The sequence below is a fragment of the Nocardia sp. MDA0666 genome (assembly GCF_003023875.1).
In the GTDB taxonomy this organism is placed as follows: Bacteria; Actinomycetota; Actinomycetes; order Mycobacteriales; family Mycobacteriaceae; genus Nocardia; species Nocardia aobensis.
The window spans coordinates 58,641-73,620 of sequence record NZ_PYHT01000011.1 but is presented as its reverse complement, the minus strand read 5'-3'; the positions used below and the strand labels follow the sequence as shown (position 1 = coordinate 73,620).

At 68.0% G+C, this 14,980-nt stretch carries 15 protein-coding genes; 11 read left to right on the top strand and 4 right to left on the bottom strand.

The features are described from left to right. Positions 1 to 20: 20 nt before the first annotated feature. Both C8258_RS17230 and C8258_RS17225 read right to left on the bottom strand, forming a co-directional pair. A complete protein-coding gene (locus tag C8258_RS17230; RefSeq protein WP_036501265.1) occupies positions 21 to 443 on the bottom strand; it encodes a ribulose bisphosphate carboxylase small subunit in 423 nt (140 codons plus the stop codon). Between the two features lie 32 nt (positions 444 to 475). Continuing rightward, a complete protein-coding gene (locus C8258_RS17225) occupies positions 476 to 1,918 on the bottom strand; it encodes a form I ribulose bisphosphate carboxylase large subunit (protein WP_063007474.1) in 1,443 nt (480 codons plus the stop codon). 192 nt (positions 1,919 to 2,110) lie between these two features. On the opposite strand from C8258_RS17225, the gene C8258_RS17220 reads away from it, so the two are divergent. The 3 genes from C8258_RS17220 to C8258_RS17210 all read left to right on the top strand — a co-directional run bounded on the left by C8258_RS17220 (position 2,111) and on the right by C8258_RS17210 (position 4,773). Beyond that, on the top strand, positions 2,111 to 3,082 hold the full coding sequence (locus C8258_RS17220; protein ID WP_233225146.1) for a LysR family transcriptional regulator: 972 nt from the start codon (positions 2,111 to 2,113) through the stop codon (positions 3,080 to 3,082). 150 nt (positions 3,083 to 3,232) lie between these two features. After that, positions 3,233 to 3,691, top strand: coding sequence for a MarR family winged helix-turn-helix transcriptional regulator (locus C8258_RS17215; RefSeq protein ID WP_036501263.1), 459 nt, complete (start codon positions 3,233 to 3,235; stop codon positions 3,689 to 3,691). Positions 3,692 to 3,789: 98 nt separating this feature from the next. Continuing rightward, positions 3,790 to 4,773, top strand: a complete 984-nt coding sequence (locus C8258_RS17210; protein WP_036501262.1) for an aldo/keto reductase — start codon at positions 3,790 to 3,792, stop codon at positions 4,771 to 4,773. Between the two features lie 3 nt (positions 4,774 to 4,776). Here the strand turns inward: C8258_RS17210 and C8258_RS17205 are convergent, their stop codons facing one another. Continuing rightward, on the bottom strand, positions 4,777 to 5,169 hold the full coding sequence (locus C8258_RS17205; protein ID WP_106956049.1) for a PASTA domain-containing protein: 393 nt from the start codon (positions 5,167 to 5,169) through the stop codon (positions 4,777 to 4,779). Between the two features lie 659 nt (positions 5,170 to 5,828). Continuing rightward, on the bottom strand, positions 5,829 to 6,257 hold the full coding sequence (locus C8258_RS17200) for a CBS domain-containing protein (RefSeq protein WP_106956048.1): 429 nt from the start codon (positions 6,255 to 6,257) through the stop codon (positions 5,829 to 5,831). 302 nt (positions 6,258 to 6,559) lie between these two features. Between C8258_RS17200 and C8258_RS17195 the strand changes: the two genes are divergently transcribed. The 8 genes from C8258_RS17195 to C8258_RS17160 all read left to right on the top strand — a co-directional run bounded on the left by C8258_RS17195 (position 6,560) and on the right by C8258_RS17160 (position 14,979). Beyond that, a complete protein-coding gene (locus tag C8258_RS17195) occupies positions 6,560 to 6,895 on the top strand; it encodes a hypothetical protein (protein WP_233225164.1) in 336 nt (111 codons plus the stop codon). Between the two features lie 345 nt (positions 6,896 to 7,240). Further along, positions 7,241 to 7,621, top strand: coding sequence for an NADH-quinone oxidoreductase subunit A (locus tag C8258_RS17190; protein WP_036501258.1), 381 nt, complete (start codon positions 7,241 to 7,243; stop codon positions 7,619 to 7,621). Positions 7,622 to 7,724: 103 nt separating this feature from the next. Continuing rightward, a complete protein-coding gene (locus tag C8258_RS17185; RefSeq protein ID WP_030514408.1) occupies positions 7,725 to 8,279 on the top strand; it encodes an NADH-quinone oxidoreductase subunit B family protein in 555 nt (184 codons plus the stop codon). Positions 8,280 to 8,449: 170 nt separating this feature from the next. Continuing rightward, positions 8,450 to 9,076 carry an NADH-quinone oxidoreductase subunit C gene (locus tag C8258_RS17180; RefSeq protein WP_233225163.1) on the top strand — a complete coding sequence of 209 codons (627 nt, stop codon included), beginning with the start codon at positions 8,450 to 8,452 and terminating at the stop codon, positions 9,074 to 9,076. Beyond that, positions 9,076 to 10,407, top strand: a complete 1,332-nt coding sequence (gene nuoD / locus C8258_RS17175; RefSeq protein WP_106956046.1) for an NADH dehydrogenase (quinone) subunit D — start codon at positions 9,076 to 9,078, stop codon at positions 10,405 to 10,407. The genes C8258_RS17180 and nuoD overlap by 1 nt, the downstream gene beginning before the upstream one ends. Continuing rightward, positions 10,404 to 11,165, top strand: a complete 762-nt coding sequence (nuoE, locus tag C8258_RS17170; protein ID WP_106956045.1) for an NADH-quinone oxidoreductase subunit NuoE — start codon at positions 10,404 to 10,406, stop codon at positions 11,163 to 11,165. Before nuoD ends, nuoE begins: the two co-directional genes overlap by 4 nt. Beyond that, positions 11,165 to 12,514, top strand: coding sequence for an NADH-quinone oxidoreductase subunit NuoF (nuoF, locus tag C8258_RS17165; RefSeq protein ID WP_106956044.1), 1,350 nt, complete (start codon positions 11,165 to 11,167; stop codon positions 12,512 to 12,514). The genes nuoE and nuoF overlap by 1 nt, the downstream gene beginning before the upstream one ends. Continuing rightward, positions 12,511 to 14,979, top strand: coding sequence for an NADH-quinone oxidoreductase subunit G (locus tag C8258_RS17160; protein WP_106956143.1), 2,469 nt, complete (start codon positions 12,511 to 12,513; stop codon positions 14,977 to 14,979). The genes nuoF and C8258_RS17160 overlap by 4 nt, the downstream gene beginning before the upstream one ends. The last annotated feature ends 1 nt before the right edge of the window (position 14,980 follow it).

Sequence of the window (14,980 nt, the reverse complement as noted above, 5' to 3'; positions counted from 1 at the left end):
GCCTCCCGTCCACCATCGCGTCAGTCCCGGTAGCGCGCGCCCGCGCGCACATCGGTGGCGTAGGACCGCAGGCCGTAGTGCTGCCGTCGATCCTCGGTCTCGGTGCGCACCACCAGGAAGCCCGGTTCGTCGGCGGGCCGCTGCACCAGGAAACTCAGCGCGGTCGTCTGCCGGCCGTAGCTCGCGTCGTAGGCGTTGACGCGGATGTAGTGGTGCGGGAACGTCGAACGGCAGGCGTTCACCTCGGCGAGCACGCCGTCGGGTTCGTCGAGGTCGAACAGCGGCAGCCCCCACATCTCCCAGTAGACGTTGCGTGGATGCGGATCGTCGGTGTATTCGATCGAGACCGGCCAGTTGTTGAGCAGCGCGTAGCGGATCTGAGCGCCGATTTCGGTATCGGACAGGTCGGGCAGATGGGAGAACGTCCCTTGCCGCAGATGCATTGCGTCTCCTTGTGTGTCGTCGGGGCGGGTGGTCAGGCGGTGACCGTCGGTACCGCGTCGGGGGCGTCGGTGGAGGTGTAGTCGAATGTGACATCACCCCAGGTCGCGAGCGCCACATCGAGCGCCGGGCAGATCCGGGCCGCGGCACGCAGCGCGTCGGGGCCCTCCTTCAGCAGATCGCGGCCTTCGTTGCGCGCCTTGACCATCGCCTCCAGCGCGACCCGATTGGCCTCGGCGCCCGCGGCGATACCCATCGGATGTCCGATGGTGCCGCCGCCGAACTGCAGGATCGCGTCGTCACCGAAGAGATCCAGCAGTTGATGCATCTGGCCCGCGTGGATTCCCCCGGATGCCACCGGCATCACTCCGGGCAGGCTCGCCCAGTCCTGGTCGAAGAAGATACCGTTGCGCGGATTGGCGGGAATGTGGTTGTCGCGCAACGTATCGTAGAAACCCTTGACGGTGTGCGGGTCGCCTTCGAGCTTGCCGATGACGGTGCCCGCGTGCAGGTGGTCGACACCGATGAGCCGGCACCACTTGGCCAGCACCCGGAAGCTGACGCCGTGGGTCTTCTGGCGGGTGAAGGTCGAATGCCCGGCCCTGTGCAGATGCAACAGCATGCCGTTGCGCCGCGCCCACTTCGACATCGACTGCATCGCCGTGTAGCCGACGGTGAGGTCCATCATCACGATCACGCTGCCGAGCGATTTCGCGAACTCCGCGCGCTCGTACATATCCTCCATGGTGGCGGCCGTGATATTGAGATAATGACCCTTCAATTCTCCCGTTTCGGCGGTCGCGCGATTCACGCCCTCCATGGCGAACAGATAGCGATCGCGCCATCGCATGAACGGTTGCGAGTTGATGTTCTCGTCGTCCTTGGTGAAATCCAGGCCGCCTTTACACGCCTCGTACACCACCCGCCCGTAGTTGCGCGCCGAGAGTCCGAGTTTCGGCTTCACGGTCGCGCCCAGCAACGGCCGGCCGTACTTGTTCAGATACTCGCGTTCCATAACGATTCCGTGCGGCGGGCCCTGAAAGGTCTTGACATAGGCCACCGGAATACGCATGTCCTCGAGCCGCAACGCCTGCAGCGGTTTGAAACCGAAGACATTTCCGATCACCGAGGAGGTGAGATTGGTGATCGAGCCCTCTTCGAAAAGGTCCAGGTCGTAGGCGATATAGGCGAAATACTCCCCCGGCCGCCCCGGCACCTCCTCGACCCGGTAGCACTTGGCACGGTAGCGGTCGTGCGCGGTGAGCCGGTCGGTCCACACGACAGTCCATGTGGCAGTGGAGGATTCGCCGGCCACTGCGGCAGCCGCCTCGATCGGGTCCACCCCCGGTTGCGGCGTCACCCGGAACACCGCCAGCACATCGGTATCGCACGGTTGGTAATCCGCGTCGTAATAACCCATCGACGCGTACGAGTGCACGCCCGGATCCCAGCGGTCACGAGTGGATTCGTCGGTCATCGGTCCTCCTGTATCTTGCGGGACACCCGCAACCGTTCGGCGTCGCGAGCCGCTGCGCGATTCTCGTCCGCCACACCTCCCGGGCCGGTGCGGCGAGTGCGCAGATTCAGGATGCGGGCACCGCCCGGCGGGGACAATTCGATTGTTTCCGGTCTCGCTCAACCGAATCGTTGAGTTTGCTACCGTCTGTAGATGGGAACGGTGAGTGCGGTCCGAATGGAAACGTTTCTGGTTGTGGCCCGGCACAACAGCATTCGGCGCGCGGCTGCGCAACTGCACATCACCGAGGCGGCCGCGTCGGCGGCGGTGGCGCATATCGAAAAGCAGCTCGGCGCGAAATTGATCGCGAAATCCGGACGCGGTATCGCACTCACCGAGGCAGGGCGGGTCTATGCCGAATACTGCCGCAGCATCCTGGGTTTGATGAAAGAGGCGCATGCCGCGGTCCGCCGCGCCGAAACGGGCCGGTTGCGGATCGGCGTGGTGGCGACCGCCGGGGAATACGTACTGCTGCGGCTGCTGGTCTCGTTCCGCGACCGGTATCCCGAGATCGAGCTGGGGCTCTCGATCCATCCGCGCGATCTGCTGTTCATCGAATTACAGCACCACGAAACCGATCTCGTGATCGCCGGCCGTCCCCCGCGCGACACCGGGCTGGTGGTGCGGGCGCGCCGGCCCAGCCGCCTGGTCGTCGTGGGGGCGCCGGGACGGTCCCACGATCCGCGCACCACCACCTGGTTGTTGCGCGGTCCCGGCTCGGGCACTCGCGACACCACGCTGGCACTGTTCGACCGGCTGCAGATCCGCCCGCCCGCCCTCACCCTCGGCACCCACGGCGCCGTCCTCGCCGCCGCCCGAGAGGGGCTGGGGATCACGCTGATCCACAGCGACGCGGTGGAAGCCGATGTGGCACAGGGCAATCTGGTCGTGGTCCCGGTCGAGGGCACGCCACTGGACCGGCCGTGGCATGCGGTGACGACCGGCACACCGACGCCGGCCGCGCGCCTGTTCGTCGCGCATATGGTCGACCCGGCTCGGGTGGGCGATCGAGCCTTCCGTCCGGTGACGGACCATCCCACCGGGCCGTTGCCTTCAATCTCCGCAGCGGACACCGACGCGGCGCCGAAGCCCGGTCCGGCCACACGGCGCACCGGCACCGCCTAGGGCGTCGAGCGCACCTGTCGATCCCACCGCGGCGCCGATGAGCAGGCCGAACGCTTCCCGATCGACGGGCAGGGCATACTTACTGAATCGGATATCGCCGACGGTGCGGCTGCCGACGGTCCCAGCACACGCGTAGGAGCGACAACGCCCATGATCCAGCAGGAGCGCGCACGCAGCGCGGAGGAGCTTGCCGAGGCGGCGGATCTGTACTTCGCGCTCGGCCGGATCACTCGCCTGCTGCGGCGTTCCGGTGACCTGGGTTCGTTGAGTCCCGGTTCGGCGGCGGCGCTGGGCACCCTGGTCCGCAGCGGCCCGATGCGCCTGGGTGATCTGGCCGCCGCCGAACACGTCACCGCCCCCACGATGTCGCGCATCGTATCGGGCCTGGAGAAGTACGGATATCTCGAACGCACCGCCGACCCGGCCGACGGCAGAGCTCAGTTGCTGACCGTCACCGAACAGGCGAAATCTCTGGTCAACGGCCTCACCTCGGCCCGCATCCAGCGCTTCGCCGCCGCCCTCGACGATATCGATGCGCAGCAGCGGCGCACCCTGGGCGACGCACTGGCCGTGCTGGTCGCGCGGCTCGACGACGACGGTTCCCGCTGACGGGTTGACTTGGAGCGCACTCCAAGTCGTAGCGTCGGCGCCGTGAGTTCGCAGGGACTCACCATTCGAATCGAAGGCACCTCAGGAGGACCGCTCGCATGATCGCGACCAGGAAACTCGGCGAATTGACCGTCGGCGCACAGGGACTCGGCTGCATGGGAATGAGCCAGGCCTACGGTGTGCGCGACAACGACGCGGAGTCGATCGCCACCATCCACCGCGCGCTCGAGCTCGGGGTGACCCTGCTCGACACCGCGAACGTCTACGGCGCCGGCGACAACGAGGAGCTGGTGGGCCGGGCCATCGCCGATCGGCGCGACCAGGTGATCCTCGCGACCAAATTCGGCATCGTGTGGGGCGAGGACGGCAGTATGGGCGCCCGGGGCGACGCGGCCTACGTCGCGCAGTCCTGCGACGAATCGCTGAAGCGGCTCGGCGTCGACCACATCGACCTGTACTACCAGCACCGCGTCGACCCGAACGTTCCGGTCGAGGAGACCTGGGGCGCGCTGTCGGAGCTGGTCACCGCGGGTAAGGTCCGCTATCTCGGCATCTCCGAGGCCTCGCCCGAGACCATCCGGCGCGCGCACGCCGTGCATCCGGTGACCGCGCTGCAGAGCGAATGGTCGCTGTGGACGCGCGGTATCGAAGAGGAAGTCCTGCCCACCTGCCGTGAACTCGGCATCGGGATCGTGCCGTTCTCCCCGCTCGGCCGCGGCTTCCTCACCGGCTCGATCACCTCGACCGCCGATCTGCCCGCCGACGACCTGCGCCGCGCGCTGCCCCGTTTCGCCGAGGACAACATCGATCGCAACCTCGCCGTCGTCGCCGAGCTGCGCGCGATGGCGGAGGAAAAGGGCGTGACCGCAGGGCAGTTGGCGCTGGCCTGGGTCCAGTCGCGCGGTGACGACGTGGTCCCGATCCCGGGCACCAAGCGCCGCACGTATCTCGAGCAGAATGTGGCGGCCACCGAGATCGAGCTCAGCGCCGAGGATCTGGCGCGGATCGAGGCCGCCGCCCCGGCCGAGGCCTTCGCGGGGGCGCGCTACCCGGAGCACCTGGCCCGCGCCGCCGGCAAGTAGCGATCAGTGCGGGACGTCGACCGTCAGCGTGACCGCAGTGTCCGCGGCGACCGGCGTCCCCGCCGCCGGCTGCTGGGCGGTGACCGTCCAGGGCGTCGTCGCGGCGCCCGGATCGTGCATCACGTCGCGGCCGTCCGCGGTGGTGATGCCGGTGATGTCGAAGCACAGCGCCGCACCGACGACGGTCTGTCCCAGTGGCTTCCCGCGGAAGTCGGGTAGCGGGCGGGGCCAGGGCTGCGCGGCACAGTCCTGAGCGCCCGCCGCGGCAACCGAACTCGATTGCGCCGCAGCCGATGTCGTGGTCGTGCTCGCCGCGTGGTCGTCGGAGGATCCGCCGCAGGCTCCGACGGTGCAGGCGGCGGCGAGCAGGGACGCGGCGAATGCGATGCGGCGCATGAATGTCCTTCGGATCGAGCGGCGTTTCCGGCGCCGCCGACCAACGATCCGGCGCGCGTGCCACGCACCCTAATACGCGATCGGCCGCCGATCGAATCGGCTGGATCCAGAACTCGGAATGCGACGTGGTCGGCGGCCGTTCGGAACGCTCCACAGCGCGGACGCCGGGCAGTGAGTTCCGAGGGACAGCGCACGTCTCGAACCCCACCCGATACACCCGATTCCGGCATCGGCGACCTCGTGGTTCCGAACGAACCGCCCGAGGGAATTCTGCTCCGAAAATGCCGCGTTCCTACCACTTTCACGGTTACGAACCGGTGAATATCCAATCACCGTGCGGCAATGGTGGTTTCGGCACGACAAGCCGAATCGGCCGCCGTCGCATATGGGCCACCCGGCATGCGGCCGTCTCCACGACGTTGCCGGTCCAGTCATGCGGCTCTACCGTCGATGAGGATTTGTTCCCGCAGAATGGAGTTGTTTCGTGCCGATCCTCGACGCCGGTTCCGCCGTATTGAATCTGGCCGATACGGTGACCTCGCTCGCCGCCAACGTCACCTACCTGCTGCAGGCGTGGGGCCTGGCCTGATCACCGGCACCGCTCGTGCCCGGGTCCCGCTGGACCCGGGCACGGTCGTGTCACGGCTCGTCCCGGAGGTTCAGCCCTGCAGATAGTGCTCGAGGTGTTCGCGCTCGTCCTGCAATTCCGAGATCGCGCTCTTGACCACATCGCCGATACTCACGATTCCGACCATTCGCCCGTGATCGACGACCGGCAGATGCCGGATCCGATGTTCGGTCATCGTCGCGCGCAAACTCTCCACCCGATCTTCCGGCGAACAGGTGTGCACGATCGCGGTCATGATGTCGGACACCGGCCGGGTCAGCAGCTGTGCGCCCTGTCTGTGCAGGCAGCGGACCACATCCCGCTCCGACACGATCCCGTCCAGTGCGCCGCCCGCACCACACACCACCACCGCGCCGACGTTGTGTTCGGCCAGCACCGCCAGCAATCGGCCGACCGTCGCCTCCGGCGCGATCGTCACCACATCGGCCCCTTTGTTGCGCAAAACCTCCGAAATTCGCATCGTCCACCGCCCTGTCGAGCTGTCGTCGTTTCGCCCTGCCGGGGCAGTTCTGCCGCCGAACTGCCGCCGCCTATAAGGATCGCGCGTTTTCTCTGCGGTGACCAGCAACGATTCCGATCGGCACGATCAACCTCGCGGTGAAGCCGCCGGGCGGGCGCCACGCCCGGCGCGGGGACCGTTGCCGCCGAAGCTGCCACCGCACCTGCCCGGATGGACGTAGCATCCGGAAGGTGGCCGATGCGAACCTTCCCGCGCTGCGGGTTCTCGTCTACAGCAGCGATGCCGACACCCGCCGCCAAGTGATGCTGGCGCTGGGTAAGCATCCGCATCCCGACCTGCCGCCGTTCGACTACCGCGAGACCGCCACCGCGCCGGTGGTGATCGAGCAGCTCGACGCCGGCGCGATCGACCTGGCCATTCTCGACGGTGAGGCCACGCCCACCGGTGGCATGGGGCTGGCCAAGCAGCTCAAGGACGAGATCGCCGACTGCCCGCCCATCGTGGTGCTGACCGGCAGGGCCGACGATGCCTGGCTCGCCGCCTGGTCCCGGGCGGAGGCCGCAGCCGCCCATCCGCTGGATCCCTTCCAGCTCACCTCGGCGGTCACCACTGCCCTGAACGCTCGCCCCGCCGCCTGATCAGCGCTTTTCACGGTCGGCCGACATCTCGTCGGCCGGCCGTTTTCGTGTGCCCGGGCAGGCGCGGCGCGCCCGGCCCCGGGGAGGCCATTGCGCTGTTTCGGTCATAAGTGACAGTTCCGAATTCGATCAAACACCGGGGCGGAACCGCGAGTATTCAGAAAGAGCGGTTGTAGGCTGTGCTGTAGCTCACACGAGCGTGGCTGTTGATATGAAATGGCGCCCTGCCTGCCCTGTCGTTCCGCGCTCGCGCTCGAGCTGCGCTTCGGGGTGAGACTGGCCCGGCAGACGACGACGTCAGCCCCGCCTCGGCAGTTGCCGGCGAGGGAGAGGGGTTGTGTCGTTGTGAATACCCAGGTGCCGACTCTTGTACTCGGTGCGATCGCTGCCGCGTTCGCGCTGGGATCGGTGTTGCTGGCGGCCGTGATCGGGCCCAAACGCTACAACCGCGCCAAACTCGAAGCCTACGAATGCGGTATCGAACCCACCCCGCACGCCATCGCCGGCGGGCCGGGAAATGCTGCGGGACAACGTTTTCCGGTGAAGTACTACCTCACCGCGATGCTGTTCATCATCTTCGACATCGAGATCGTATTCCTCTATCCGTGGGCGGTGCACTTCGATGCCCTCGGCGTCTTCGGGTTGGCGGCCATGGCGCTGTTCATCTTCAACGTCTCGGTTGCCTACGCCTACGAGTGGAGGCGCGGCGGCCTGAGCTGGGACTGAACGCGGGCGGGCCGATCGGCCCGTCGGCACCGCATACCCAACCCGTCGTCCCGGCGTCCGCCGGGACCGAGGATTCGCACACGGAAGTGAGAGTTGATCCGAGATGGGGCTCGAGGAGAAATTGCCCAGCGGCTTCCTGCTGAGCACGGTCGAACAGTTCGCCGGATACCTGCGTAAGGGCTCGCTGTGGCCCGCGACGTTCGGGCTGGCCTGCTGCGCGATCGAGATGATGGCCACGGGGGCCGGTCGCTTCGACAGCGCCCGCTTCGGGATGGAGGTCTTCCGCGCCTCCCCCCGCCAGGCGGATCTGATGATCGTCGCCGGCCGCGTCAGCCAGAAGATGGCGCCCGTGCTGCGGCAGGTCTACGACCAGATGACCGAACCCAAATGGGTGCTGGCGATGGGCGTCTGCGCCTCCTCCGGCGGCATGTTCAACAACTACGCCATCGTGCAGGGCGTCGACCATGTCGTGCCCGTGGACATCTACCTGCCCGGCTGTCCGCCGCGCCCGGAGATGCTGTTGCACGCGATCTTGAAACTGCACGAGAAGATCCAGGAGATGCCGCTGGGTGTCGACCGCGCCGAGGCCGTGCGCGCGGCCGAGGCCGCCGCGCTCGCCTCCACACCCACGATCCGGATGGAGGGGCTGCTGCGATGAGTCTGGACGCACCACGCAGCGCCGGCGATCCGCCCGACAGCCCCGCGGATATCGAATCCTCCTCCGGCACAAGCGCACCCGGCCCGGCCGACGAACCGGCGATCGAACCCGAATCGCGCGGCCCCTCCCCCGACCGGCCCGACGACGAGGTCATCGGCGTGCGCCGCGGCATGTTCGGCGTCCGGGGCACCGGCGACACCTCCGGATACGGGCGGCTGGTGCGGACCGTCACGCTGCCCGGGAGCACCCCCGCGCCCTACGGCTCCTATTTCGACGAGGTGGTCGCCGCGCTGGCGGAGTCGGTGGGAGACGAGGTATTTCGCACCGCGATCGAGAAGATCGTGGTCTTCGCCGGAGAACTGACCCTGCACGTGCGGCGCGAGCGGGTCGTCGAGGTGGCACGTGCGCTGCGCGACGACGCGGCGTTGCGCTTCGAACTGTGTCTCGGCGTGAACGGCGTGCACTACCCCGACGACACGGGCCGCGAACTGCACGCCGCCTATCACCTGCTGTCGATCACACACAACCGCCGGGTGCGGATCGAGGTGTCGGTACCGGATGCGGATCCGCATATGCCCTCGCTGTTCTCGGTGTATCCGACCACCGACTGGCACGAGCGCGAAACCTACGACTTCTTCGGCATCGTCTTCGACGGTCACCCGTCGCTGACGCGGATCATGATGCCCGACGACTGGCGTGGACATCCGCAGCGCAAGGACTACCCCCTCGGCGGGATCACGGTCGAATACAAGGGCGCGCGTATTCCGCCGCCGGACCAGCGGAGGACCTACAGCTGATGAATCACACCGACATCTCCGGCGCCGCAACGGATCCGGTGGCCGAAGGCCCGGCGGTCACCGTCGTCGGACAGGACTGGGACGATGTGCGCGAGGCGCTCGACGGTGCCGCGGAGGAGCGGATCGTCGTCAATATGGGACCGCAGCACCCCTCCACGCACGGCGTGCTGCGGCTGATCCTCGAGATCGAGGGCGAGACGGTCACCGAGGCGCGCTGCGGAATCGGCTACCTGCACACCGGTATCGAGAAGAATCTCGAATTCCGCAACTGGGTGCAGGGCGTCACGTTCGTGACCCGGATGGACTATCTGTCCCCGCTGTTCAACGAGACCGCCTACTGCCTGGCCGTGGAGAAGCTACTCGGCATCACCGGTGATATTCCCGAACGAGTGAACATCGTCCGCGTCATGCTGATGGAGCTCAACCGCATCTCCTCCCATCTGGTGGCGCTGGCCACCGGCGGTATGGAACTCGGCGCGCTGACACCGATGCTGTTCGGCTTCCGCGAACGCGAACTGATCCTCGACATCTTCGAAAACGTCACCGGACTGCGGATGAACCACGCCTACATCCGCCCCGGCGGGCTGGCGCAGGATCTGCCGTCCGACGCGGTGGGCAAGATCCGAGATCTGCTGGCGCTCATGCCGAAACGGCTGCGCGATATGGAGTTGCTGCTCAACGAGAACCCGATCTTCAAGGCCCGCACCCGCGGCATCGGCTATCTCGACCTGCCCTCGTGTATGGCGCTGGGAGTGACCGGACCGGTCCTGCGTTCCACCGGGCTGCCGCACGATCTGCGTAAGTCGCAGCCGTACTGCGGCTACGAGGACTACGAGTTCGACGTCATGACCGATACCGGATGCGACTGTTACGGCCGCTACCTCATCCGCATCAAGGAGATGAAGGAGTCGCTGAAGATCGTCGAGCAGTGCCTCGACAAACTCCGTCCCGGCCCGGTCATGGTGTCGGACAAGAAGATCGCGTGGCCGGCGGATCTGAAACTCGGGCCCGACGGACTGGGCAATTCCGCCGAACATATCGGCACCATCATGGGCACCTCGATGGAGGCGCTGATCCACCACTTCAAACTCGTCACCGAGGGCATGCGGGTGCCGCCCGGCCAGGTGTACGCCTCGGTGGAGTCCCCGCGCGGCGAACTGGGTGTCCACATGGTCTCCGACGGCGGAACCCGGCCCTACCGTGTGCATTTCCGCGATCCCTCGTTCACGAATCTGCAGGCCGTGGCGGCGATGTGCGAAGGCGGCATGGTCGCCGACGTGATCGCCTCCGTGGCCAGCATCGACCCGGTGATGGGTGGTGTCGACCGATGACAGCCGAACCGATTCCCGCGACCGCGAACGGTCGCGACCCGATCCTGCTGCAGTTGTCGCAGCGCCCCGTCCCCTATCCGCCGCAGGTGCAGGAGAACCTGCGAGCGGAGGCCCGCGAGATCATCGACCGCTATCCGCAGTCGCGCTCGGCGTTGCTGCCGTTGCTGCATCTGGTGCAGAGCGTCGAAGGCTATGTCAGCGGCACCGGGATCGCGTTCTGTGCCGAACAACTCGGGCTCACCGACGCCGAGGTGACCGCGGTCGCCACCTTCTACTCGATGTATCGCCGCACGCCGACCGGCGACTATCACGTCGGAGTCTGCACCAATACGCTGTGCGCGGTCATGGGCGGCGACGAGATCCTGGCCGCACTCACCCGGCACCTGGAGATCGCCGCCGGGGAAACGACCGCGGACGGGACGATCACGCTCGAACATCTCGAGTGCAACGCCGCCTGCGATTACGCCCCGGTGGTCATGGTGAACTGGGAATTCTTCGACAACCAGACCCCGGAGTCGGCCCGTACGCTCGCCGACGCGCTGCGATCCGGACGCGAGGTCACCGGCACGCGCAGCGGCGCGCCCCTGTGCAGCTTCCGCGACACGGCCCGCATTCTCGCCGGATTCCCGGACCGGCGACCCGACGCCAACGACGGCGCCCCCGGAGAACCCACGCTCGCCGGACTGCGCGTGGCGGCCGAGCCATCGACACCTGCTGCGCCGCAGCGTGATTCGGATACCGAACAGGGGGAACGGTGATGACGCTGGCGCCCGTACTCACCCGCTACTGGGATCAGCCGCGGTCGTGGACCCTCGACACCTACCGGGCACACGACGGTTATCGAGGCCTGTCCCGTGCGCTGGGCATGCATCCCGACGAGGTCATCGCCACGGTGAAGGACGCCGGCCTGCGCGGCCGCGGCGGCGCCGGATTTCCCACCGGCATGAAATGGGGTTTCATCCCGCAGGATCCCGAAGGTTCGCCGGCGGCCGGTAAGCCGCACTACCTGGTCGTCAACGCCGACGAATCCGAACCCGGCACCTGCAAGGACATCCCGTTGATGCTGGCGACCCCGCATGTGCTGGTCGAGGGCGCCATCATCGCCGCCTACGCCATCCGCGCCGCGCACGCGTTCATCTACCTGCGCGGCGAAGTGGTGCCGGTGCTGCGCCGGCTCCAGACCGCGGTCGAAGAGGCTTATGCCGCTGGCTATCTGGGCCGCGACATCCTCGGCTCCGGCTTCGATCTCGACCTGATCGTGCACGCCGGGGCAGGCGCCTACATCTGCGGTGAGGAAACCGCCCTGCTGGACTCGCTCGAGGGCCGCCGCGGCCAGCCTCGCCTGCGGCCGCCCTTCCCCGCCGTCGCCGGCCTGTACGCGTGCCCGACCGTGGTCAACAACGTGGAATCGATCGCGAGCGTGCCGGCCATCATGACCAACGGCGTCGAATGGTTTCGTTCGATGGGGTCGGAGAAATCGCCCGGCTTCACCCTGTACTCGCTATCCGGACACGTCACCCGGCCGGGCCAGTACGAGGCGCCCCTCGGTGTGACGCTGCGCGAACTTCTCGGACACGCCGGCGGTGTGCGCGCCGGGCACACCCTGAAGTTCTGGACCCCCGGCGGCTCCTCCACTCCCCTGTTCACCGCCGAACACCTCGATGTGCCCCTCGACTACGAGAACGTGGGCGCGGCCGGATCCATGCTGGGCACCAAGGCATTACAGATCTTCGACGACACCACCTGCGTGGTGCGCGCGGTGCTGCGCTGGACCGAGTTCTACGCTCACGAATCCTGCGGAAAATGCACACCCTGCCGGGAAGGCACCTACTGGCTGGTGCAACTGCTGCAGCGACTGGAGTCCGGCGGCGGAACCGAGGCCGATCTGGACACCCTGCTCGATATCGCCGACAACATCAACGGCAAATCGTTCTGCGCCCTCGGCGACGGTGCGGCGAGCCCGATCGTGTCCTCCCTCAGATACTTTCGCGACGAATACACCGAACACGTCCGGCTGGGCCGGTGCCCGTTCGATCCCGCTCGCTCGACCGCCTGGGCCGCCGCCACGGCCGGCGCAGCGGCGACGCCTGCCGAAGGAGTGCGATGACCGCGACAGTCAGCCACGACAGCAGTGGCGTCATCCCCCAGGATCTGGTCACCGTCACCATCGACGGCACGACGATCGCCGTGCCCGCCGGAACGTTGCTGATCCGCGCCGCCGAACTCGTCGGAATCCAGATCCCCCGGTTCTGTGACCATCCGCTGCTCGATCCGGTCGGAGCCTGCCGACAGTGCCTGGTCGAGGTGGAGGGGCAACGCAAACCGGTGGCCTCCTGCACGATGACCGTCACCGACGGCATGATCGCCCACACCCAGATCAGTTCGCCGGCCGCGCAGAAGGCCCAAACCGGGGTCATGGAACTGCTGCTGATCAACCATCCGCTGGATTGCCCGGTGTGCGACAAGGGCGGGGAATGCCCGCTGCAGAACCAGGCGATATCCAGCGGGCGGCCCGAATCGCGCTTCGAGGGCGTGAAACGCACCTATCCCAAACCGATTCCGCTCTCGCCCGCGGTGCTGCTGGATCGGGAGCGGTGTGTCCTGTGCGCGCGCTGCACCCGGTTCTCGCAGCAGATCGCCGGTGATCCGTTCATCGAACTGATGGACCGCGGTGCGCTGCAGCAGGTCGGGATCGCCGCCGGGGAGCCGATGGACTCCTACTTCTCCGGCAACACCGTCCAGATCTGCCCGGTCGGCGCCCTCACCGGCACCACCTACCGCTTCCGCGCGCGTCCCTTCGACCTGGTGTCCAGCCCGGCGGTGTGCGAACACTGCGCCGCCGGATGCGCCCAGCGTACCGACCACCGCCGCGGAAAAGTGCTGCGCCGCTTGGCCGGTGACGATCCGCAGGTCAACGAGGAATGGAATTGCGACAAGGGGCGCTGGGCCTTCACCTACGCGACCGAACCCGACCGGATCACCACTCCGCTGATCCGCGACGACAGCGGCGCACTCGTTCCCGCCTCGTGGTCGGAGGCGCTGGCGCGAGCCGGTGCGGGCCTGGCCGCCGCCCGCGGGCACGCCGGAGTGCTGGTCGGCGGCCGCGCCACCGTCGAGGACGCCTACGCGTACGCCAAATTCGCGCGCATCGCGCTGGGCACCAACGACATCGACTTCCGCGCCCGCGCCCATTCCGCGGAGGAGGCCGCATTCCTGGCAGCGGCCATCGCCGGACAGGGGGTGCGGGTGGACTACGGCGCGCTGGACTCGGCGCCGGTCGTCCTGCTCGCCGGCCTCGAACCCGAAGAGGAATGCCCGATCCTGCATCTGCGGCTGCGCAAGGCCGCCCGCACATCCGCGACCGCGATCTATTCGCTGGCCGCCTATGCGAGCCGGGGCCTGAACCGGATATCGGGCCGGTTGATCCCCACCGTGCCCGGCGACGAAGCGCGGCTGCTGCAGGCGCTGGCGGTCGCGGGCGCCGGATACGAATGCCCGCCGGATCCGCCGGGACTGGACGAACTCGCCCGCGCGCTGCGCCGTCGCGGTGCGGTGATCCTGGCCGGTGAGCGGCTGGCCGCGCTGCCCGGCACGCTCTCGGCGGTGGCGTCGCTGGCCGAGACCACCGGCGCCGCACTGGCCTGGGTGCCGCGCCGCGCCGGCGAACGTGGCGCGCTCGAGGCGGGTGCGCTGCCCGATCTGCTGCCGGGCGGACGTCCGATCACCAATGCCCGTGCCCGCCAACAGGTTCAGCGGATCTGGCAGGTCGATGAACTGCCGACCGCCCCGGGACGCGATACCGCCGCGATTCTCGACGCCGGCCGCCAGCCGGGCGCGCTGCTGGTCGGTGGTGTGGAGATCGCCGATCTGCCCGATCCCCGCGCCGCCCGGGCTGCCGTCGAGGCCGCCGCCTTCGTGGTCAGTCTGGAATTGCGGCACAGCGAGGTCACCGAGCGCGCCGATGTGGTGTTCCCGGTCGCCTCGGCCATGGAGAAGGCGGGAACGTACCTCACCTGGGAGGGCAGGCCGCGGCCGTTCGGCGCCGCCCTCGGCGATGCGACCGTGCGGCGGCAGGCGGCGCCGCTGGCCGATCATCGCGTGCTGCATTCGCTGGCCGACGAGATGGGTGTGCGGCTGGGCCTGCCGACGGTCGACGCGGCCCGCGCGGAACTGGACGCGCTGGGCGTCTGGGACGGGCCCCGGCCGCAGCCGCCGGCGTATCCGTCGGCCGCGCTCCCGGAGACCGAAACCGGCACCGCCGTCCTCGCCGGTTGGCGCATGCTGCTCGACAACGGTCGCATGCAGGACGGCGAACCGAATCTCGCCGGCACCGCCCGCCGGCCGGTCCTGCGGCTGTCGCCGGCCACCGCGGCCGAAATCGGCGCGGCCACCGGCGATTCGGTGCGGATCAGCACCGGACACGGCCGCATCGTGCTGCCGCTCGACATCACCGAGATGCCCGATCGTGTCGCCTGGCTGCCGTGGAATTCGGCGGACTCGACGGTCAACGACCGGCTCACCACCGCCCTCGGTCATCGCGTGCGCATCCAACGGGAGGAACCCCATGAGTGAG

Excerpts from the sequence above, each read along its gene's own strand:
- C8258_RS17185 (WP_030514408.1), top strand. The coding sequence starts at position 7,725 with ATGGGGCTCGAGGAGAAATTGCCCAGCGGCTTCCTGCTGAGCACGGTC.
- C8258_RS17180 (WP_233225163.1), top strand. The coding sequence starts at position 8,450 with ATGTTCGGCGTCCGGGGCACCGGCGACACCTCCGGATACGGGCGGCTG.
- C8258_RS17220 (WP_233225146.1), top strand. The coding sequence starts at position 2,111 with ATGGGAACGGTGAGTGCGGTCCGAATGGAAACGTTTCTGGTTGTGGCC.
- C8258_RS17210 (WP_036501262.1), top strand. The coding sequence starts at position 3,790 with ATGATCGCGACCAGGAAACTCGGCGAATTGACCGTCGGCGCACAGGGA.
- nuoD (WP_106956046.1), top strand. The coding sequence starts at position 9,076 with ATGAATCACACCGACATCTCCGGCGCCGCAACGGATCCGGTGGCCGAA.
- C8258_RS17215 (WP_036501263.1), top strand. The coding sequence starts at position 3,233 with ATGATCCAGCAGGAGCGCGCACGCAGCGCGGAGGAGCTTGCCGAGGCG.
- C8258_RS17200 (WP_106956048.1), bottom strand. The coding sequence starts at position 6,257 with ATGCGAATTTCGGAGGTTTTGCGCAACAAAGGGGCCGATGTGGTGACG.
- nuoF (WP_106956044.1), top strand. The coding sequence starts at position 11,165 with ATGACGCTGGCGCCCGTACTCACCCGCTACTGGGATCAGCCGCGGTCG.
- C8258_RS17205 (WP_106956049.1), bottom strand. The coding sequence starts at position 5,169 with ATGCGCCGCATCGCATTCGCCGCGTCCCTGCTCGCCGCCGCCTGCACC.
- C8258_RS17160 (WP_106956143.1), top strand. The coding sequence starts at position 12,511 with ATGACCGCGACAGTCAGCCACGACAGCAGTGGCGTCATCCCCCAGGAT.
- C8258_RS17230 (WP_036501265.1), bottom strand. The coding sequence starts at position 443 with ATGCATCTGCGGCAAGGGACGTTCTCCCATCTGCCCGACCTGTCCGAT.
- C8258_RS17195 (WP_233225164.1), top strand. The coding sequence starts at position 6,560 with ATGCTGGCGCTGGGTAAGCATCCGCATCCCGACCTGCCGCCGTTCGAC.
- C8258_RS17225 (WP_063007474.1), bottom strand. The coding sequence starts at position 1,918 with ATGACCGACGAATCCACTCGTGACCGCTGGGATCCGGGCGTGCACTCG.
- nuoE (WP_106956045.1), top strand. The coding sequence starts at position 10,404 with ATGACAGCCGAACCGATTCCCGCGACCGCGAACGGTCGCGACCCGATC.